Below are 21148 nucleotides of genomic sequence, written 5' to 3'. Positions count from 1 at the left end.
TTCAAGGGGGAAAAGCTGGATAAAAGATAACGTGTTCTTTTGGAATTGGTTGCGCCGTGTACTTGGAGACTTGTTCGCACGGTGCTAAGGAGGCGAAGAGGGAGCAATCCCTCTGACCTATCCGATTTCTATTGTGCTAAGTGTTTTTGCCAAAGTGAGATCCACCCACTAATGCTTTTGTAGTTACCAATAGCTTTATCATTGTCAATCACCCTTTCAAGAAGAAACCATTTTTTGAGGTTCAACCGTAATAATAGTTTCCTAGTAAGCGTGAGGTACATCTGAAGTTTCTGCCCTGCTCCGAGATCCGCTGCTCCCTGCTCCCTACTCCCTGCTCCCTACTCCCTGCTCCCTACTCCCTAAAACCCAGAAAATTGTACCTCACCAACTTGAATAAGGTAAGATGTGGCAACCAGTAAAACAACAACTATGGGAATGGCGCGGTGTTCTAATTACTACACCGGTGGTGGCTGGAATTGCGATCGCATTCAGGCTACTCGGCTGGTTACAGCCTTACGAACTAGCGGCTCTCGACCAATACTTTTGTTGGCGTCCGAAGGAACCTACGGATGAACGGATTGTGATTGTGGCTATGACTGAGGCAGATTTAAAGCGTGCTCAACGGTGGCCAATCACTGATCGGATGCTTGCCCAACTTTTAGACAAAATCAAAGCTCAAAATCCTGCAGCCATTGGTCTTGACCTGTATCGGGATTTTCCAGTTGAGCCCGGTCATGGTGAGTTACTCAAGGTGTTTGAAACCACACCCAACTTAGTTGGTATCGAATACATCGATCAAGACAACCCTGACAATGCGGTGCCTCCTCCACCGATTCTCAGTGAACGTGGTCTCGTAGGTGCCAATAATGTCGTAAACGATATGGATGGTATCCTGCGGCGCAGCTTACTTACTTTGAAGGTAAATGATCACTTAAAGCCCTCCTTTAGTATGCTCCTAGCGGGGATTTATCTAGAGTCAAAAAACATTTTTCCTGAACCATTACAGCAAGATCCCAGAATTTTCCAGTGGGGCAAGGCCATGTTTCGCCCTTTGGCCAGCAATGACGGCGGTTATGTGGGAATCGATGATGGCGGTTACCAGATTTTCTTGAACTATCGCGGACCAGCGGGAACCTTCCGCACCGTAACCATGACCGACGTTTTGGAAGATAACATTCCAGATGACTTGATCAATGATTCCATCGTTTTAATTGGTGCAACTGCGGTCAGTTTAAATGACTTTTTCTACACCTCCTACAGTAATGACACTACCATCCGGGAGTTAACGGCTGGGGTGGAAGTTCAAGCTAACATGGTCAGCCAAATTATTAGTGCTGTGGAAGATGGTCGTCCCTTGCTCAAAACCTGGTCGGAGCCTGTGGAAATCCTGTGGATTGTAGTCTGGTCTTTCGTTGGTGCGACTCTAACTTGGAAATGGCGCTATCTTGGCGGTCTCGGAGGGCTGTCCTTGAGGAGAACTGCGATTACCGTGGTGGCCACAGGGGCATTATTTGGAAGTACCTATGGAGCGTTTTTGGGGGGTTGGTGGCTCCCGGTGATACCGCCATTGTTAGCCTTAAGTGGGTCTGCAATTGCCATCACAGCTTACATTGCTAGCACTGCTAAAGAGATTCGTCACACTTTTGGACGTTACCTAACTGACCAAGTGGTGGAGGATTTGCTGGAGAACCCAGACAAACAAAAACTCGGGGGTGAAAACCGGAAAATCACCATCTTGACCTCTGATTTAAGAGGCTTCACTGGGATCTCAGAACGGTTACATCCCCAAGAGGTAGTCAAAATCCTCAACATCTATTTGGGTCACATGGCGGATGTGATTACTGCTTATCAAGGAACTATCGACGAGTTCATCGGGGATGGGATTTTAGTGCTTTTTGGTGCTCTCACCCTCCAAGAGGATGATGCCCACAGAGCAGTGGCTTGTGCCCTAGCGATGCAATTAGCCATGACTAGTGTCAATGAAGAAATCGAGCAGTTGGGCTATCCAAAACTGGAAATGGGCATCGGTATCAATACCGGTGTGGTTGTGCTTGGGAATATTGGTTCCGAAAAACGCACCAAATATAGTGTGATTGGCAGCGCCGTTAACCTGGCTTACCGGATCGAATCTTATACAACTGGCGGTCAAGTCATGATTTCTTCTTCCACTTTGGAAGAAACTGGCGAATTCTTAAGAATTGACGGTCAAATACAGGTAAAACCCAAGGGAATTAAACAGCCAATTACTATCTATGAAGTGGGTGGAATTGGGCATCATTATAACCTATTTTTACCCAAACAGCAAGAAACGTTTTTCGAAGTTAACCAAAAAACCAAGCTACAATTTAATTATGCTTTTATAGATGGAAAGCATATCAGCAAGTCGGTCTACACTGGGCGTTTAGTCGAGATTTCCAGTAAGGGAGCTAAGCTTCGTGCTAACAGCAGCGAAATCTCTGCTATCCCTGAGCCACTGAGTAATCTTAAGCTCAACTTACTCGATCCAGATAATGTGAACCAACCCAGTGAGGACATCTACGCCAAGGTTTTATAAAAAACAGCAGAACCGGGAAGTTTTTACGGAATTACCAAGGCTTTCATCCCCGTGTTTTCAAACCGGGGATGAAAGCCCGTAGCGACTTTAGTCGCCGTGAAAAAGATTTGATTTTGAGTTGACGGTTTTCGCTAGATGTGTTAGCGTAATAATATATCAGTTGAGGTCGAGTTCTGATGATCATAATAGAGTTCAAAGCATATGGGAAATCCCTTCAATATCAATCTATCGACGAAGCAATTCGGACGGTTAAATTTATCCGCAATAGCTGTATTCGCTTGTGGATGGACAATAAAGGGACAGGAAAGTATGACTTAAGCAAATACTGTAAAATCCTTGCCAAAGAATTCCCTTTTGCTAATGAATTAAATTCTACCGCCCGGCAAGCTGCCGCTGAAAGGGCATGGTCATCAATTTCTCGCTTCTTTGAAAACTGCAAGAAAAAGGTTCCAGGGAAGAAAGGTTTCCCCCGCTTCCAAAAGCACTGTAGATCGGTTGAATATAAGCAGTCAGGATGGAAGTTATCCCCTGATAAAAAATCAATTACCTTTAGTGACAAGAAAGGAATCGGGAAGCTAAAACTCAAGGGGACCTGGGAGTTGTGGCGCTTCGACAAGAAGCAAATCAAACGGGTTCGCATTGTCAAAAGAGCTGACGGGTACTATGTTCAGTTCTGCATCTCTGTTGATGTGAACGAACAATTAGACCCGGTTGACGCCACTGTAGGATTGGATGTAGGGCTGAAAGAATTCTATACCGATTCTAGAGGGAACACTGAACCTAATCCCCGCTTTTATAGAACGGGGGAAAAGCGTCTAAAGTTTTATCAACGCCGGGTTTCCCGGAAAAAGAAAGGCTCATCCAATCGCAAGAAAGCCGTCAATAGATTAGGCAGACAGCACCTTAAAATAAGTAGGCAGCGTGAAGAACATGCCAAGAGACTGGCACGTTGCGTAATCCGGTCTAACGACCTGGTCGCCTACGAAGATTTAAGAGTGAAGAACCTGGTCAAAAACCACTGTCTAGCTAAATCTATTAACGATGCAGGTTGGTATCAATTCAGAAAATGGTTAGAGCATTTTGGGAATAAATTTGGTAGGGCTACTGTCGCAGTTAATCCTGCCTACACAAGCCAGAACTGCTCAGAATGCGGCGAAGTAGTCAGGAAGTCACTATCTACTAGGACTCACGTCTGTAAGTGTGGTTGTAAATTAGACCGAGACCACAACGCCGCAGTCAATATCCTGAAAAGAGCCTTGGGTACGGTGGGGCACACCGGAACCTGGATCATCGATCCGAACACTTCGGGAGATTTGGCCTCTACTGTTCTTGGTTCCGGCCAGGTTCAGCAAGTCGGGTCGTTGAGCGAAGAATCCCCGCGTATGCGCGACCGGGGAGTGTCAAATCCGGTTAACTGCTGTCCCTCCGGAGATATCAGCAAAACTAGAATCTCTATACCAGTCAGTAATCAGGAATTGATTCTAAGTTCTGTGAAGTCTAATTTAGTCACCGTTGAGTTGGGTCAAGGGTTTCGGGTATAAAAAGTTACCTGGTTCCAGGCAATTTGGTCTAATTTCAAGTCTAGTTAATCGCTGCTAGAAAAACCCTGTGTTGGTTGCGGGATAATCTTTTGAGCGTTTCCCTGCCACAGGAAAACTAGTCAGCGGGATTTGAGATTATAAATCCATGGTACAAAAAAATTATATCTCTGAAACAATTAAGCTTAAACTCAGGCTTTACTAAGGGTTAATGCTAATTCTTGTAATTGTCTATTATAGTTTAATAATTCAATAAACTGATGAAAACTACCGCTAACATTATTAATTTATTGGGGCGTACAACATGGGCATGTACAACATCAATCCTAATTGTACTGCTGTTTTGCACACTCACCCCTAAACCAAGCTATTCTCAAGGGTTGCAATCTGTCAACGGTCAGGTTGCAGATTCTAATCATAACTCATCGGAAACCCAAAATAGTTCCCAAAATAGTTCCCAAAATAGTTCAGCCAAAGGCTCACGCTTACGATTTATTCCACCAACCGATAGCGCTCCTCGAAAGAGTAATGGGTCTGGTTCACGAGGTGGGTGTGAGCAGTTACCCCGTGAATTGGTGACGCTGTTAATTCCTTCAAAGGAAGTCGCTGCACAGACTATATCTGGTCATCCTAGATTTTTCTGGTATTTGTCCGAGCCTGTAGACGTACCAATAGTATTTACCTTGGTGGACACAGTAGAAAACCAGACAATATTTGAGAAAAGGATTGACTCTGCTGAGGTAGGGATGATCTCAGTAGAACTTCCGGAAAACAGTCCAGAACTGATCGCAAACCCACCAGGACTGGAGGAAGAAGACAGGAACATATACATGTGGTTTGTTACCCTAGAATGCGATCGCGAAAACCCGCCTAAGACTTCCTATTATAGGAGCTGGATTGAGCGGGTATCACAATCCCCAGAATTAGAGCAAAAGCTAGCAGCAGTTGGTGCAAATACCAACAGCTCCACCTCTGAGTTACTGCATCAACAAGCAATCATCTATGCCGAAGCAGGGGCTTGGTTTGATGCCCTTGATGCCCTTTACCAGGCTCAAGCTGCTAATCCCAATGACTCCTCGATTCGAGCAGATTTTATCGCTTTGCTGGAACAAGTGGGATTGGGTAGTGTGGCACAGTAGTGGGTCATACCGAGTTGTATTCAAAGATAGTAGATTGGTTGGATAGGGAGATGGGGAGATAGGGAGATGGGGAAATTGGGGGAAGAGAAAGTTGTATGTTTGACCGCAACTTGGTATCAGTGGATCACTGCTGACTTCTGACTTCTGACTTCTGACTTCTGACGCTAAGGGTAGCGCTATATCACTCCAAGAAAGTCGCGCAATTCCTCAACCAACCATCTTTTCTCAACTTTGGTAAGTTTGGAACCAAATTTGTGTTGTTGGGCTCCTTCCCCAATAGCACAGGTAATAGTTTTTTGACCTAGGAAATTAACACTACTATCCACTTCAACAAATTTAAGATCTACTGTACGTCCTGTAATCTGTCCCAAGCTTAAACCAAATAACTGCCATTCTATCTTGAAGGTATATCGGTTAATTTCCAAATATATCTCACCAGCAATATCAAATAATCGTCCCAATAAAACTAGCACAATAATCCAGAATTCCAGGAAAAATACAGTCGAAAAAAAAGTTACTATTGTCACCATTTTCCAGACAAGAATAAATTTAAGTACAGATAAGATCAAGATAGCCAAAAGCAAGTTATTACCGTTTAATCCACAGGGCGGAATTTCTGCTACCAAACGCTGGTAATTTTTTATCAAAATGATGCGACTACCAGCAGGTTGTTGCCGCTGTGGTATTATAGAACCGGACAAAGAACTGGAAATTGACTGTTTTCGCCGTAAGGCATCTATCGCTTCCTCCACAGACTGGAATCGATCTTCTACAGCTGGTTCTAGCATCTTCTCTAACCAGTCAGCAAAATGCTGTGATATCTGCACTGAACCACGAAAATCAATCTTTAGTCGCTGCTGAGGTAGATCGGCAGGAGAGCGATGGGTTAACAAAAACAATAGTGTTGCCCCTAGACTATATAAATCAGAAGCACAAAATGCTTGTCCTTGAAACTGTTCTGGTGGCATATAGCCAAAAGTGCCAACAAATGTTTCCCCGTAGCTTAACGTATTACGATAGACATCTTTGACAGCACCGAAATCCACCAAAAATACTATACCTTTGGAATTTATAATCAGGTTTTGTGGTTTAATATCTCGGTGAATCACAGCTCGATTCAGTTGATGGAGGTACTGAAGAATGTCCAAAATCTGGAAAGCAATTTCCTTGATTTCCCCCTGACTAGGGTACCAACCCTTTTTCACTAACTCACTGAACGACTGACCCCCAACCAATTCTTGAATTAAGTAAAAACGGCGGTCATCAGCAGTGTCGATGTAAAAGTAGTCTAAGTATTTGGGGATAGCATGATGGTTGAGCTTGGCAAGGATTTTAGCTTCTCTTTCAAAAAGTTCTAACCCTTTCCAGTTTTCTAGATAGCGCAGGGAGATGGCTTTGAGGGCTACTCGTTTGTAGTTAGTTAAATCTTCAGCTTCGTAGGTTGTTCCAAAGCCACCCTGACCTAAGGGTGCAACAATGCGATAGCGGTCACCAATAATTGTGCTTGGCTGATGTAGTAATATCATTGGCTGTCTCCTAAAAACTTGATTTCTGTCAGGATTCAGCTATCAAGTGATCCCCCTAAATCCCCCTTAATAAGGGGGACTTTGAGGTTGAAAAGCGTACCTCATAAATGCTATAAACGCTATAAATTCGCAGCTTCTTAAATAAAGAGATTAATACCAATTTACTAATTTTGGCTCAGCTCTGTTGCTCTCATTATTAATAGCGGTTTGGGCAGCTTTTCAAGTAGCGTGTTAGCTGATTGACCGTAGGTCACGCTACGCGATGAAGCGAAGCTTCCGCTAAAAGCGATCGCTGTTCGCGCAGCGTGCGCGTAGCGCATAGATTGATCGCTGATTACTGTAGTGATAATTTCGGCGTTGCTGATTGGAATAAGTTCCTAAGCCTAAGCAATCGTTCCTAACAATTGGCGTAGCCATGGCACCGCCTTTATCCAAATAATTTGGATGTGACGCAATTGCTATTTATCCCTAGAAGTAACGACTGTTGGCTACTAGGAAATAATTAGCGATCGCGTAGCGTGACCTACGGCCAATCGCTAAGATAAAGCTTAAGACCAGATCAGGACTTACCTATTTACTTACCTATTTACTTATTATTTTTAGGATCATTACTTTGGCTCCAAGGTAAAAGTGGCATCAGAAAACTCCAACCAATCACCTTTGCGCCTTTGCTAAACCTAAAAACACTCCTTTACGTGGATAGAAGTGTTTTTACTTAGCCTGCCCAGCTTGGAGATATCAATATTTTGACTATAGCTATAGCTTTTTAATTTGTCAACCGTACTATTCCAGATATCAGCTTAAAATCCATTCATCTATATATAGCTTAGCGTGCTGAGTATGGGATGTTGTTGGTTTTTTTGTTTTGCGTCCGCTATATATAGCAAAAGGAACAGGGAACAGCGGATCTGGAAACTTCACCTTGAAAGCCCCATCTCCCCATCTCCCCATCTCCCCATCTCCCCATCTCCCCACACTTCCCACACTCCCCCCTCTTAATTGTCTCCCCCTACTTGATTCTTATCGATCGACCGTTTTTGATTATATTCCTGAATCAATTCAGAAAGATTAGCATTTTTTTGCTTCAGAAGCTGCAGGTAATCTTCTTCCATAGCATTAGTAAGTTCAAGATTTCTCATATCTATCGCTAAATTAATCTTAAACTCAGAAAATTTGTTATGAAACGCTGCTGCATTATCATAGCTTTCCGAAGGGTTAGTTGTCGCACTTATGGTGCCGAATAATGTTCCTAATAGACTAATTAAAAATATAAAAAACTTGACGATATTTTCAGCTTGATCATCATAAACAAATTCTTGAATAAACGTGACCAACAAGTCATTACCTGCCGTAATACATGCGATAGTTGCTAAAAAAATAGGGATAGTATATTGCAGAACAAAGAAAACGTACAAAAGAAAGTTTGAAAAAGAAATTTGAAAGTCACATCGTCTTTGGATATCCAAGAAAATCTTGTAGTAGTTAGACGAGAAGCTATACTTTTTTTCTTTAGGTTTTTGTCCCCACACGGTTTTCAATTTTTGTCTAAACCTGACCCTAAAAAACCCAAGCATAAAACGTTTCTGGCCATGATCTAATATCAAGTCCGGTTGACTAATCATGATATCCCTTCTGGCCTACAATCCAGAGACTACTTGGGAGGTGATTAACCGGACTTGATATAACTACTTACATTTACTTGGAGTTTAGACAGTAACCGGACACTTACCGTGAAAATTGATAAAACTAGCTAATCAAACTAATTCATCCATCACCGCTCTGCGCAAAATCTCTGTCACTTCTGTTGCTATTCTGGCATCAAGTTCCACCGCTTCACGATTGAAATCTCTTGGCTCAAGCACTTTTGCTCCCCGTAGCGCCATACTGAAGGTAATCAATTTACCTGGCTTGAGGGAATCGTCAAGACTAGGCTTAACTAATTTAACTAGCGCGACATAAACCGCTTCGGTTCTGTTCCTAATACTGGTAACTCCGTTGCCGAGTTTTGAGATAATCACGGTTGAGTCAATGACATTCAACAAACCCAACTCTTTAATAGCTAAATCAATTAACCGAGCTGGATCATTCCCCATTGCTCTGATGATACTTTCGAGACTATCCCACTTAACTCCTGGTAGCTGGCATGCTTCCGGTATGTAATTATGCCAACCCACCATTGAAATCATCCGATTTAAATCATAAGCGGATATAGTATTACTTTCCCATTGAGGGGGTTCAGGGTCAGCAGTTAGAATTATGCTTTTGGTTGTGCTACCAAACAACTGGGGGTACTCGATAAAGGGTTTTTCCCCATATCGGCCACGGAAAATCAGGCTATCATTGCCTGTAATCTGTTTCAGCCAATTTTCCAATTCCATTTGGGGAGCAAAGCGCTTTAACATTGCTCCTAAGCAATTAGAACTTGCTGTATTGTAGTCATAACTGATCACATCTGTGATTAAATCACAGACAGGAATATCCCTTTGATTTCCAGCTTGGTCTGTGCCTCGAATTGTACACTTATCGAGGTCGTCATTAGGAGATTTGCTATTAAGGCGAGATACTAGATTAATAATGGGGATAATCTTACTACCACTCCATAATTCGTCATTACTTAGGGCATTTCGTCCCAACCATTTTACCTTGAACTCTTGGTCTACAAAACTACCAACACAGACACAAGCTTCTTTGATGTCTTGATGGAGAAACTCCAAACCTTGCTGATCAATATCTGGAAGTTGCCCCAGGATTGGATAAGGACTGAAAGTCTTATCCGCTTTAATTACAGACACTAGATGTTTACCATCCGGTTTCTGGTTCAGGCGGGAGGGATAATCTTTAATTTGCTGTTTGTATGGTGAAGTCTTAATACCGAGATATAATAGTTTGGGATTATCTTTAGAACCTTGAACAGCAGCTTGTAGGTATTTTTCGTAAACGTTATTTTTGCTATAGTTATCTACAGTGATCAAGACTTCAGTCTCGCCAATGTCCAAATTCCACAGCACTGAATCCTCAGTGCTTTTTATCAGTTGCTGATCACAAAATACTTTGAAAAAAATGTCTGGTCGTTGGTCAGCAAACAGTTCTTGAAAATAGGATTCATCGAATTCCATACCAAAGCTGCCATGGTCATCAGTGATGGCCCTACCCACCAAGTTGTTGAAAATAAGGTCTTTATCCCATGCTTCAACCCTTAGTCCTGAAACGACGCCACTGGTTTTTGGATCGATTACCCGACCTAATATCCGAAATATTGCCATACTAAATTATACGATAAAAGTCAATAACTGTAGCTGATAACTAATGGAGTAACCAAAGGAACAGCCCCTATTTGTTTTAACCTACGGATTGATGCTTTGTCTAGATATAATAATACTTAAGTTTAATTAAAAATTCCAAGACTTTATTTTAAGTATTGAAAATTTATTTAAAATTAAAAGTAATACTATGTTAATTAAATAACCGTTAATATTGATGAATACAACTGTAGCAGTTGTATTTGCCCCTAAATTTGCGATTACTGCTCTTTTTATTAACGGAATTAGATCAACATGATATAATTTGCTTCTAACCTGTGGTGTGGAAGCGGGTTAGCTTAAGTCTGTTGACTCAATATCATACATACAAGGAATCTATGCCCCCAGCTGTTTCCCTCCAGAACATCTACAAAATCTACGATAAGGTCCCTGTAGTCAATGACCTCTCCTTTACGATTGAATCAGGAGAGATATTTGGTTTGCTTGGTCCGAATGGTGCTGGTAAATCCACTACAATTCGGATGGTAACTACGTTAACTGAACCGACCAAGGGGCAAATTAAGGTAGCGGGTTACGACGTTGTACAAGAAAAAGATCAGGTCAAGGAAAATATTGGTGTGGTCTTGCAGCAAACTAGCGTGGATATTGACCTGACTGTCTGGGAAAACATGGAACTCCACGGACGGCTGCATCACATTGCCAATCCTGGGCGTCAGCGGCTGATTAATCAGTGGTTAGAGTATGTAGAGCTAATAGACCGACGGGATAGTTTAGTGAAAACTCTGTCTGGGGGAATGAAGCGTCGGTTGCAAATTGCTAGAGCGCTGTTACATCAACCGAAGATTCTATTTTTGGATGAGCCTACAGTGGGATTAGACCCCCAAACCCGCCGTCGCCTGTGGGAAATTATTCGGGATTTGAATCGCCAAGGTATGACGATATTGCTAACTACCCACTATATGGAAGAAGTGGAGTTTTTGTGCGATGGCTATGGCGCTGGCAAGCCAGGACGGATCGGGATCATGGATTCTGGTAGACTAATCGAATTAGGTACACTTGAACAGTTGCGCCACCAACATGGGGAAGGATTGCTGATCAAACAACTCTCAGAACGCTTTGAGTACAAATTTTTCCCGACTCTGGAACAAGCGAGTGGCTATCTCGAAAGTTTACCGGATAAAACTGGTGTGATGGTTCGTCCCTCCAACCTGGAAGATATTTTTGTTGAATTGACAGGACGTCAATTGGATTAGAAGCGAATTAAAACAATGCCTCGTCTAGCTACCCAAATTGAAGCGATTCTATACTTGAAGGGACAGCCCGTCTCCATAGAGGAAATCTCAGAGTATGCCCAATGCGATCGCGAAAAAGTTGCGGATGGCCTGATTGAACTGATGGCAGACTATGCCCACCGGGACAGTGCTTTAGAAGTTGTGGAAACTCCTGCTGGGTATAGCTTACAGTTACGAGCCACTTTTAGTGAATTACTGCAAAACTTAATTCCCGCTGAATTGGGCACAGGTGCTTTGAGGACTTTAGCTGCGATCGCTCTTAAAGGTCCGATTACTCAAGCTGACCTAGTCAACCTTCGTGGGAGTGGAGCGTATCAACATATCCAGGAACTGGTCGAGCTCGATTTTGTCCAGAAACGTAGACAAACTGAGGGGCGCTCGTACTGGTTACAAGTTACTGAAAAATTTCATCAACACTTTGAAGTTGAGCAGCTACTGCCACCCCAATAGAAGCTATGCCAAGGGTTACAGAAACTTCAAGATTTCTTTAAGTAAGCTTTTTTTCTCAGAATTTCTACCGAAAAAACTTAGATTTATCCCCGAAAGCGGATTCAGCTTATCTCACAATCGTTTAGAGTATAGAAAAGTCGAGATGAAGCAGGTCAAACCTAAAATTTCTAATGGTATTCAACCCCGATTTTCTAAGTTCCCCAGGAGCAGAGCCTCAAGCGAACCAACTGCTGCAATACCTCCAGAATCAACCTTCTGATGTTTTAGCAAGGATTGCTAAGTCTGCTAGCCCTGAAATCCAACAAATCATCTCTCAGAACGTTCAGGGGCTAGTAGGGATGCTGCCATCAGAAAACTTTAATGTTCAAATCACCACTGATCGGGAAAATTTAGCTGGATTGTTGGCTTCAGCCATGATGACTGGTTATTTTCTCCGTCAGATGGAACAGCGTATGGTTCTTGAGGACAACTTAAGCAACTCCACTCCCTTACCTACTCACAAGCGGCCAAGTGAAAAGCGTAGCGACTCCCCAAACCCAACTGAGTCATAGATGTCCTCTGGTTTAATACCTACTTTGATACCTACTAAGTTAGGTAGACACCAGTGAATTCCACTATGTTCAGAATGATTAACTTGGGAAAAAGAGTAAATGGAATAGGTTAAAGGGATGATACTATAACAATCTATTGTCCCTTTTTCCTTTTTAGGCGCAGGTCGAGATGGATCGGATGGGAGGATTAACCCATAGAGATGTAAACCGTGCATGGTCAAATTTAACTATTTCAGATAGTATCATCTCCGGTAGCATCAATAGTGTCAGATATTGTAAATCTTGGAGTAATAAGTCATGAGTAAATGGTAATTGTGATTAGCCATTACTATTTACTCATTACCGATTACTTGTTACCGATTACTTATTACCGATTACTTATTACCGATTATCGATTAGACCTAGCAGCCAATGTAGTTTCATTATACTGTTTGCGTAAATTATTCTGGCCTGAGCCGAAGTTCCCTTGTCCGAAGTTGCCGACAACTACAGCGAAGTTTATTACCGATTAGCCATTACCGTAACCCAAAAAAAACCTTCGAAACGGACTGGATGCACAGAACTTCAACGACCTAGCCAAATCTTAATCTGGTCAACTAGATTTGTGCCACCAAACCATAGAGCAAACAGAATTGAGATGGAGAGGCTTGCTCCGATCAAGCACAGCACTAAACCGGCTAGGCTAATTGCGCCATCATCTTCAGTTAAGCCAAAACCAGTTATAAAAATTCCAATAGCTGGAAGGGTATTTGTTCCTGGAATTGGAATCATCATCGAAATTGACATTAATGCGATCGCACTCCCCATAAATATCCGACCAGGCAAACTGGTACAAATATAGCTTAGGCGAGGACGGGTAACTGCCTCAATCCGCCGCAACCAAGGGAGTCCTATTTTCAGAAAACCCTGTACCGTTTCCAGTTTCATTTTCCCATTCATCATCTTATTGGGTAGCCAGGGGCGTTTGGCACCAACGATGAGCTGAATAGCCAACAAGAAGATCACAATCGCAAAGGGAATCGAATAACCCGGTGCTGGAACTGGCAAAGCGGAAGGTAGGGATAGGATAACGAATAGAAACCCAAAAATACGTTCCCCCGCTAGGGTCAAAATATCTGCCAGCTTTACCTGAGGCTCTCGCTCTTCCTCAAAAAAATAGCGCTGTAGTTCTACAGAGAGTTTAGCCATTCAGTAGTGATTAGTTATAAAAGTTAATATACTAATCTATACTAATCCTTCTAGCACTTACCCTGAAATTACCTAAGATTAATTGTTAGGTGTGCAGCAATTCACAAATGGTTTGTTAGCGATCGCTTCTAACTCCACTGATTTGATCAGATCTACCCATGCTTGGGGCTGGGAATCCCGTAACTGGGCAACAGTAGTCACAGTTTCTTGCCAAATCAGAGCATCAGCATATAGTTTGGCTTTTTCTAAGGTATTTTGCTCCTGCTCTAGATTAAGCGCTAATTCTGGACTAAGTTCAGTACGCTGGAGTATTCCTTTAACCCACTGATCTCGGCTACGCTCTTGAGGATCGCAAACGAGTACGAAAAACCACTTGTATTCCTTACCCATGGTCAGAGGTACGGTTTTCGGTATGCTCAGTTGCACAATACCGTCCGTGTTATCCAGGCTCACGCTGGTCAGGTACACCTCTTGATCCTGGTCATCAATTAACACAAATTCTGCTTCGGAGGCTTTAGTTTTGGGAACATACCAGAACAGTGTAGGATTAGCCGCCACTGTTTTGACCAGATTATTGGCAGGCACGATAGGAGTCAAAGGGATGTCACCGTTGTCAGTACAGGAATAGCTACGAGACCCTCCTCCTGCTGTTCTTGTTGGTTTTCCTCGTTCTGGTACTCGTGGAAATTCAATCATATGTGTCCCAGCCCCAAGGGTTTTAGACGGTGACCCTCGCTCTGGTGGTGCTGGGAATTGTAAACCAACTTCATGGTGTGGGTATGACTGTGCGAGTAACCGGGGTGCCGTCAAGTCATTTACCAGTGCAGCCGACAGCATAGTAGTAAGCACTGCCAGATAGGTTGGAGTTTGTTGCCATATCATGATCAATCACCCTACTCATTAATAGGCCTCTTGCAAAAGTCCATTTTTGCTATTGGGCTATAGTATTTATCACCCTCTTTTTAAAGATTTATGCAAGATTCTATATAATTTTAGAATTTTCCTGTACATATTATCCATATCTATATAGTTTCCCCACTTCTTAAAAACATCCATAATCTCTAAAAATCACCCATAATCCGCTTTCGCAACTGGTATTTGCCTACCTTCCCTTATTCTTCAGCAATAAAGCCATAACTCTACCCTACAGGTAGAGTTTGGTACCCAGTTTTGGGTAAGTTCTGTTCTTCCAAGGATTGCGGCTAATCCCACACCTTATTCAGCGGGCTAATTGCTAATTATTCTTAATTAATTGTTCAGTAAATCAGGTATTGAACTTGGGGATTTATGTATTTAATCCCAATTTACCATCAAAGGTATTGGTATTATTACCATATTCTATCCCAAAATCGCAATAATCTCAAGTTCGCTTAATCACTTTTTTGGGTCAGGGTAATCGATAGTCGGTCATCGTCAACTACCAATTACCCATGACCTATGACCCATTACCTGTTACCCATTACCCATTACCCGATCAGGGATATCAGGATTATTGAACCGGTATCGTCAAGGGATTACCCTAGTTTTAGGTACCAGAAGTCCAAGAGTTCATGTACTCGATTTGCTCTGGGGTTAGGGTGTCAATGTTAATGCCCATTGCTTGTAACTTCAGCCGCGCAATTTCCTTATCCACTGCTTCTGGGATGGAGTGTAAACCTGGTTCAATGGATCCTTTGTTCTTGACTAGGTATTCACAGGCCAAAGCTTGGTTAGCAAAGCTCATGTCCATCACCGCACTGGGATGACCTTCAGCTGCTGCCAGGTTAATCAGGCGTCCTTCACCCAGTACTACAACGGATTTACCATTTTTCAAACAGTACTCTTGGGTAAAGTTCCGTACTTCTTTGACTTCTGTTGCCATTTCCCCTAAGGACTTGAGGTCAATTTCAATATCGAAGTGACCGGAGTTGCACACCATTGCTCCATCTTTCATCACCTCGAAATGCTCAGGGCGAATCACGTGCTTGTTACCAGTAACTGTGATAAACAAGTCACCTAAGGGAGCAGCTTCTGCCATCGGCATTACCCGGAAGCCATCCATCACAGCTTCAATGGCTTTAGTGGGGTCGATTTCAGTAACAATGACATTGGCTCCCAGTCCCCGGGCTCGAAGTGCTGCGCCTTTGCCACACCAGCCATAACCGACCACAACCACGTTTTTACCAGCTAGCAACACGTTGGTGGCGCGGATAATACCATCAAGGGTAGATTGACCAGTACCGTAGCGATTGTCAAAGAAGTGTTTGGTGTCAGCATCGTTAACATTCATTGCCGGGAATGTCAACACACCGTCATTGAACATAGCCCGCAGACGGACAATGCCAGTGGTGGTTTCTTCGGTGGTACCAATGATATCACTGAGCTGGTGTTGGCGATCTTTTACCAGAGTGGCGGTAACATCACTACCATCATCGATTATAATGTTTGGTTTGTGATCCAGGGCAATTTCAACGTGGCGGTGATAGGTTTCGTTATCTTCCCCTTTGATGGCAAATACAGAAATATCATGATCAACCACTAAGCTAGCCGCCACATCATCTTGGGTTGAGAGAGGGTTGCTGGCAATTAGGACAGCATCAGCACCAGCAGCCTTGAGTGCGATCGCTAAATGGGCAGTTTCCGTAGTAACGTGACAGCAAGCAACTAAACGAATTCCTTCCAAAGGCTTTTGTTGGGCAAAGCGGTCTCGAATTTGCTTGAGCACTGGCATCTCCCGTCCAGCCCATTCAATCCGCTGCTTTCCTTTTGGTGCCAGAGACAGGTCTTTAACTTCGTGTTTTATCCTAGTCGCAGTTGCAATCATCAGGTTTTGTGTTTTAGTTAACGTTTTTTAGTTTAGCCTTGATTAGTTTAACGTGTCCCTTGAAAGTTCCACCGGATGGGCAAGCTTTATCAAAATTCTGATTAAACCTGCTGATTTTGAAGATATTTTACATATTTATCTCTTTAACGAGTGCTAATTACATCCCTTGATGTAGTAATTTGGCGATTTTCTGAAGGATATAGGAAACTCAATGGCAGCAAGGCCTCTTAGGATTGACTACTGATCACTCCTAAATTAGTATATTTGTACTATAATCAAGAGAGCGAGTTGACGGTCAGCTGATCTGATGTAAACCCCTAATCAAGGTTTTTCCCCATGAAGAAGCACTATATTCTGAGCATCAATCCCAATGCCGACTACCAATGGGAGCAGTGTACGTCACGAGATCCCATTACGGCAGAACGGCCAGACTTTGCTGGTTTGATTGCCCAAGCTGTGGCAGATCAAACTGGTTCTTATCTAGTGGCAGTTAATATTGAGGTAGAAGTATTAGAGCAAGCAGCACAGCCCCAAGCTCAGAAAGTGCGGGTTGATTTGCCAGTGGTTCCTGTGGAAGTGCAACCATCAGGATTAGTAGCATGATTATTTACATAGTTAACCGGACCCGGTTCTAACACAAATGTAGCTTCAACCCGCATTCTATAGCCGCTCCCCTCTCGGGTCAGACCTGGGGTTGGTGCGGGCTTAGCTAAAACCAACCAAAAAGCTTAACGAGACAAACCGTTCCCCGGCCCGATGATGGGATTTTCCACAGCTTCTCGGTACTGTTCAACGGCTTCAGTATAGGCAATGGGCAGAACACACTCGACGTTTTCATGGGGACGAGGAATGATTACCCAGGATTCCAGGGTAGCGCCATGGGCTTTTTCGACGGCTGCAATACCGGCATCCATAGCTGCTTTTACTTCCGAAACATCCCCTCGAATATTGATATTGAAGCGGGCGCTACCAACTCTGATGTAGCCTACTAAGGTAACCCTACCAGCTTTCACCATAGCATCTGCTGCTGCGAGTATACCAGGAAAGCCTTTGGTTTCGAGAGATCCAACCGCCACTGTGGACATAGCCAAACTCCTTACTTTGTTGAATTTGTTGAATTATTTTAAACTCAGGAACTATTGTACGAATCTTCGCTACCGATGCTGACAAATAGCGATTAAGCCTATTGGTTTAAAATGTTCGGAACTCTTCGACTTTGCTGGTGTAGTGGATGGGCAGCACTGTGTCCACATTTTCATTAGGGTTAGGAATGATATAGTAAGCTGTCACCTCTGCACCATAGGTTTTCTCTACGGCTTCCAGACCAGCTGCTACCGCGACGTTTACCTCCGATATTTTACCACGGACGCTAACCATAAACCGACCTTTCTCAGATTTATCATAGGATACCAGTGTCACTGCCCCTGCTTTGACCATGGCGTCTGCTGCGGCAAGTACCCCTGGAAAACCTAGGGTCTCAATGGTTCCAACTGCTACTGGCATTGTGTTCTACTCCGGTCAACACGAAAAGTTTGTTAAATCTGATTGTACTGGAGTTATTATGCAAAATATATCTTAGCTTGCCTAAAACGTTAACATTTAAAATTTAAACTATTATAAAATATTTAAATTTTACCCTAAAAATTAACAATTACTAGAAGTTGAGTTTGGTTAGTTTTTTTAGGCTCTTGCGCACCTGTTTTTCTTTCTCCTGGAGTTCAGTAATTAGTTTTTGATTATAGGGATCGATAATCCCTGATTTGCTTTCTGAATTTACCCAAAGTTTACGGGCTAGTTGGAAACATAACTGACATCGTTCTAAATTTCTCAGAATTGAAGGAGTAAATTGAGCCAACAGTTCTTCATCTCTTTTGGTAAACCCCTTTAGATCAATTCTTTCATACAATTCATCCTTGGGATTACTGTCTGGCTTTAACTTATTAATTAATTGTACCACAGCAATTAAATTTTTTTGCTGATTCAACACCGGCCAAGCTAGCATAGTATAGGTTCGGTAACCGGTAATTTGGTCGATTCTTTTCGCTTCTTCAGAGCGTGGATCGTCATAGACATCAAAGGGAACATTAATAATGCTTAAGGAGGTAGCAGCTGCACCAGCAATTCCTTTATCTGCTGGAATATCAATGACTAGGGAGCCACCTTTCCCATCATCAGCGTCAATGGAACCGAGGATATTACTATGCTCATCCAGTAAAAAAATACTGGTGCGGTCTGCTTTTAGTATATTTCCCGCTTTTCGGGTGAGGCGACGTAACATTTCTTTGAGGGTATCCACTAAATCCCCTAAAGCGTCATCAACGGTGTTTACCTCTTCGATAGGCTTTGGTTTTGTATTCCCGTAGCCTGGCCTACGGCCAATCCCATCACTGGTATCTACGGTGATATCTACGGTATCTACGTCATTGCTATCTACTTCAATCTCTGAGGATTTTACCGGAGTTTCCAGTAAATCTAAACCAGCAATTTCTCGCCAATTTAAGTGCAATGCTTGACAAATTTCTACAAAGAAAAGACCTTTAATGGGCTTTCCGATCAGAAAAAGATTAACAATGGGCAAGGATAAATCTAATTTATTAGCTAGGTCTATATCTCTTCCCCGACGCTTACGCTTCCAAACTAATTTGACTGTTTCGAGATACTTAGGGTGTACACTATATAATTTGTCCATTCTTTTTTTGATTTGGGGAAAGCTGCTTATCTCAACTCCAACTGATTAGGGAGTAGCCAAAATATAAAATACCAGTTTTTAGCTTTTCGGATAGGCAAAAAAAGTTGGTTTATTTTCAGTTTTATAGATTAAGTTAGGTTACCCACCCTACTTTAATTGGTATTTTTTTAAACGCCAGTCCCTGATCTCAATCTATGGCTTTTTATCGATATTCTGGACATTTGATGTCAATGGTCTAAGTCTCTAATAGGTTCATCCCATCAGTTAACTAGACTCTCTAGGTAGTTTTAACAAACTAGTTGCTGCTTTCAGCAGTGTATTCCGTTAGATGTTACTAGGCAATTAACCGTGCTTTCTAATAACCTCTTAGGGTTGGAAGTTTTTGATGACGGTCACGGTATCAGCCACATCGTCTAGTTACCCTTACCCCCATTACCACCATGGTGAAGATACCATAGTTGGTATACAGCTGTCACACCTGATCAATAACCTGATCAATAAACAGATAATCGGTTCTTTTGTTTGGCTATCACCTGCTGCTTCCAGTAAGCTCTGGGCAGCAGTATTTGTATAATAGTGCTTTTTGTGAAAAAGGTAAAGTCCTTTTCAGGAAGTGTAAGCAGTCAGCTAATATCCTCGCCGAGGCTACATCAACTGCTTCTGAGCAGTCAGTTAAATCATCCAGGAAAACTTAGACATTTAGCTGAGGAGCGCGAGTAGATCAGTTATCCTGGAAAACCCCCTCAATATGCTGATAGCTGGAAGCTGACTAGGGATTTTGGATGGTTTGGTTAATACGTTTTAATATTCTCAAAACAGTGTAAAGGTCATCTTTGTTCTCAAGAGCGAATGTATAGGATTGAGCATATTTAGGTGGCTTGTGGGTTGTCATCTTTAGGAATTTAAACTCATTTCCATTGGTGATAAACCCCAGGATAGATTGCTCTGGATTAGGATTAGCCAACATATACGCTAAGACTTGGGGAATTCCCGCTGCCAAGGCATATTTTGTTCCTTTTGCTTCAATAACAGTAACCCAGAATTCTGGGTGAAAAATCAGAATATCAATACGTCCAGTAACAATCATACCCTCATCTTCGGAGGTGATTTTAACTTCTTTCTCTGCTGTAATTTCAAAGGGATGACGATAAAATCCCGCTAGTCTGAGTAATGGCGATATTATCACCATTTTCAAGATCACTTCCAATAACGGAGACTCAGATAAGTACAGATATTCTTCTTTAACTTGCCCTAGCAATTGTTTCTCAAAATCCGTCAGTTCCGGTAACTCGTCTTGCCATTCTCGGAAAAAATGTTCATCATCCGTTCGTTCTAGGTGGAATCTGTGTCTTAATTGACGTAAGGTAATCTCTTTTGCAGGAATTGTTTGAACCATGGGTAGTTGAAAATTTATAATTTAGAGTTTAATTAATCGCACATAAGTGATTACACAGTCCCTGATTTATTTATAGCAATTTTCGTAAGTATTCAGCGATCAGCGATCAGCTTCTTCTTTAAATTGCGATAATGCAATAGTTTTTTGGAACCCTTGTATCTTACTAATCCCATTAATCTCACTAATCCCAGTTGCCCCACTACTTGAGATTGTGACAATGCAATAGTTTTTTTTAGCACCCTCTTCCTCCCGCGCCCACACCCCACACCCCACACCCCACACCATCTGAAATGGCGACAATGCAATAGTTTCACCAAATCCTGGCATTTTATGGAAAATCGTGTTATTATAATAATATCGTTAAAGCAATGGTTTATTGGCCATGATGATTTCCACCGCACAAGCCGCTGAATTACTTGGTGTTTCTGCTACTCGCGTCCGTTACCTTCTGGGCAAGGGCAGAGTTAAAGGGGCTTATAAGGTGGGCAGAACTTGGGTGATTCCTTTGTTTGATGGTATGCCGGTGGTCACCCCTGGCACTCGCGGACCAAAACGGAACTGGTCAAAGCGTACAGAGTACACTAAGACAGTGATTCATGTTAACCAGAGGGTGATTCGCAACAATCTCAAGACGGGGGACCGGAATCCTGTGATTACGGTGAAGCGAGGCTCTAAAAATGTTTACGGTCATACGGTGGAGGTCAATGGCCCCTGTCGGGTGATGTATCGTCCAGATGATCCCCTTAAGTGTGGAGCACGGGT

22 protein-coding genes are annotated in these 21148 nt (G+C 42.7%); 9 read left to right on the top strand and 13 right to left on the bottom strand.

Annotation, left to right across the window (positions count from 1 at the left end):
- The first annotated feature begins 403 nt into the window (after positions 1–403).
- The 3 genes from F6K49_RS24995 (at position 404) to F6K49_RS24985 (ending at position 5231) form a co-directional block, all read left to right on the top strand.
- Entirely contained in the window at positions 404–2554 is a 2151-nt protein-coding gene (locus F6K49_RS24995) for an adenylate/guanylate cyclase domain-containing protein (RefSeq protein ID WP_293100998.1), read from the top strand.
- Positions 2555–2730: 176 nt separating this feature from the next.
- Positions 2731–4095, top strand: a complete 1365-nt coding sequence (locus F6K49_RS24990) for a transposase (protein ID WP_293100994.1) — start codon at positions 2731–2733, stop codon at positions 4093–4095.
- Positions 4096–4352: 257 nt separating this feature from the next.
- Positions 4353–5231: a DUF928 domain-containing protein gene (locus F6K49_RS24985; protein WP_293100991.1), complete on the top strand. Its 879-nt coding sequence runs from the start codon at positions 4353–4355 to the stop codon at positions 5229–5231.
- A 176-nt stretch (positions 5232–5407) separates the two neighbouring features.
- On the opposite strand, the gene F6K49_RS24980 is transcribed toward F6K49_RS24985, so the two are convergent.
- The 5 genes from F6K49_RS24980 to F6K49_RS24960 form a co-directional block, all read right to left on the bottom strand.
- Positions 5408–6757 (bottom strand): serine/threonine-protein kinase, encoded by a 1350-nt coding sequence (locus tag F6K49_RS24980; RefSeq protein WP_293100988.1) that lies wholly within the window; start codon positions 6755–6757, stop codon positions 5408–5410.
- A 279-nt stretch (positions 6758–7036) separates the two neighbouring features.
- Positions 7037–7174, bottom strand: coding sequence for a hypothetical protein (locus F6K49_RS24975; protein ID WP_293100985.1), 138 nt, complete (start codon positions 7172–7174; stop codon positions 7037–7039).
- A 378-nt stretch (positions 7175–7552) separates the two neighbouring features.
- Positions 7553–7732, bottom strand: coding sequence for a hypothetical protein (locus F6K49_RS24970; RefSeq protein ID WP_293100982.1), 180 nt, complete (start codon positions 7730–7732; stop codon positions 7553–7555).
- A gap of 20 nt (positions 7733–7752) precedes the next feature.
- On the bottom strand, positions 7753–8379 hold the full coding sequence (locus F6K49_RS24965; protein ID WP_293100980.1) for a hypothetical protein: 627 nt from the start codon (positions 8377–8379) through the stop codon (positions 7753–7755).
- A 132-nt stretch (positions 8380–8511) separates the two neighbouring features.
- Positions 8512–10020: a peptidoglycan-binding protein gene (locus tag F6K49_RS24960; protein ID WP_293100978.1), complete on the bottom strand. Its 1509-nt coding sequence runs from the start codon at positions 10018–10020 to the stop codon at positions 8512–8514.
- A gap of 374 nt (positions 10021–10394) precedes the next feature.
- Here F6K49_RS24960 and F6K49_RS24955 point away from each other — a divergent pair, with 374 nt between their 5' ends.
- The 4 genes from F6K49_RS24955 to F6K49_RS24940 all read left to right on the top strand — a co-directional run bounded on the left by F6K49_RS24955 (position 10395) and on the right by F6K49_RS24940 (position 12822).
- Complete coding sequence (locus F6K49_RS24955; RefSeq protein WP_293043746.1) at positions 10395–11270, top strand: ABC transporter ATP-binding protein; 876 nt, start codon at positions 10395–10397, stop codon at positions 11268–11270.
- Positions 11271–11285: 15 nt separating this feature from the next.
- Positions 11286–11759, top strand: a complete 474-nt coding sequence (scpB, locus tag F6K49_RS24950) for an SMC-Scp complex subunit ScpB (protein WP_071104321.1) — start codon at positions 11286–11288, stop codon at positions 11757–11759.
- Positions 11760–11929: 170 nt separating this feature from the next.
- Entirely contained in the window at positions 11930–12310 is a 381-nt protein-coding gene (locus tag F6K49_RS24945) for a DUF760 domain-containing protein (RefSeq protein ID WP_293028451.1), read from the top strand.
- Positions 12311–12615: 305 nt separating this feature from the next.
- Positions 12616–12822: a hypothetical protein gene (locus F6K49_RS24940; protein ID WP_293100976.1), complete on the top strand. Its 207-nt coding sequence runs from the start codon at positions 12616–12618 to the stop codon at positions 12820–12822.
- 52 nt (positions 12823–12874) lie between these two features.
- Here the strand turns inward: F6K49_RS24940 and F6K49_RS24935 are convergent, their stop codons facing one another.
- The 3 genes from F6K49_RS24935 to ahcY form a co-directional block, all read right to left on the bottom strand.
- Complete coding sequence (locus F6K49_RS24935; protein WP_293100974.1) at positions 12875–13498, bottom strand: exopolysaccharide biosynthesis protein; 624 nt, start codon at positions 13496–13498, stop codon at positions 12875–12877.
- Between the two features lie 78 nt (positions 13499–13576).
- Complete coding sequence (locus F6K49_RS24930; protein ID WP_293100971.1) at positions 13577–14380, bottom strand: DUF928 domain-containing protein; 804 nt, start codon at positions 14378–14380, stop codon at positions 13577–13579.
- 643 nt (positions 14381–15023) lie between these two features.
- Complete coding sequence (gene ahcY / locus F6K49_RS24925) at positions 15024–16301, bottom strand: adenosylhomocysteinase (RefSeq protein WP_293029424.1); 1278 nt, start codon at positions 16299–16301, stop codon at positions 15024–15026.
- Between the two features lie 336 nt (positions 16302–16637).
- Here ahcY and F6K49_RS24920 point away from each other — a divergent pair, with 336 nt between their 5' ends.
- Positions 16638–16904, top strand: coding sequence for a hypothetical protein (locus F6K49_RS24920; protein WP_293029426.1), 267 nt, complete (start codon positions 16638–16640; stop codon positions 16902–16904).
- Positions 16905–17029: 125 nt separating this feature from the next.
- Here F6K49_RS24920 and F6K49_RS24915 read toward each other — a convergent pair whose 3' ends face one another.
- The 5 genes from F6K49_RS24915 to F6K49_RS24895 all read right to left on the bottom strand — a co-directional run bounded on the left by F6K49_RS24915 (position 17030) and on the right by F6K49_RS24895 (position 20713).
- Positions 17030–17386 (bottom strand): carbon dioxide-concentrating mechanism protein CcmK, encoded by a 357-nt coding sequence (locus F6K49_RS24915; RefSeq protein ID WP_293029429.1) that lies wholly within the window; start codon positions 17384–17386, stop codon positions 17030–17032.
- A 106-nt stretch (positions 17387–17492) separates the two neighbouring features.
- Complete coding sequence (locus F6K49_RS24910; RefSeq protein WP_075900807.1) at positions 17493–17804, bottom strand: carbon dioxide-concentrating mechanism protein CcmK; 312 nt, start codon at positions 17802–17804, stop codon at positions 17493–17495.
- 151 nt (positions 17805–17955) lie between these two features.
- Positions 17956–18990: a GAF domain-containing protein gene (locus F6K49_RS24905; protein ID WP_293029434.1), complete on the bottom strand. Its 1035-nt coding sequence runs from the start codon at positions 18988–18990 to the stop codon at positions 17956–17958.
- A gap of 769 nt (positions 18991–19759) precedes the next feature.
- Complete coding sequence (locus tag F6K49_RS24900) at positions 19760–20386, bottom strand: type I restriction endonuclease (RefSeq protein ID WP_293029438.1); 627 nt, start codon at positions 20384–20386, stop codon at positions 19760–19762.
- Between the two features lie 99 nt (positions 20387–20485).
- On the bottom strand, positions 20486–20713 hold the full coding sequence (locus F6K49_RS24895; RefSeq protein WP_293029442.1) for a hypothetical protein: 228 nt from the start codon (positions 20711–20713) through the stop codon (positions 20486–20488).
- Between the two features lie 55 nt (positions 20714–20768).
- On the opposite strand from F6K49_RS24895, the gene F6K49_RS24890 reads away from it, so the two are divergent.
- A partial coding sequence (locus F6K49_RS24890; protein ID WP_293100968.1) for a helix-turn-helix domain-containing protein occupies positions 20769–21148 on the top strand: 380 nt, incomplete at its 3' end.

This window comes from Moorena sp. SIO3I6, assembly GCF_010672095.1.
This window is presented reverse-complemented; position numbering and strand designations above follow the sequence as displayed.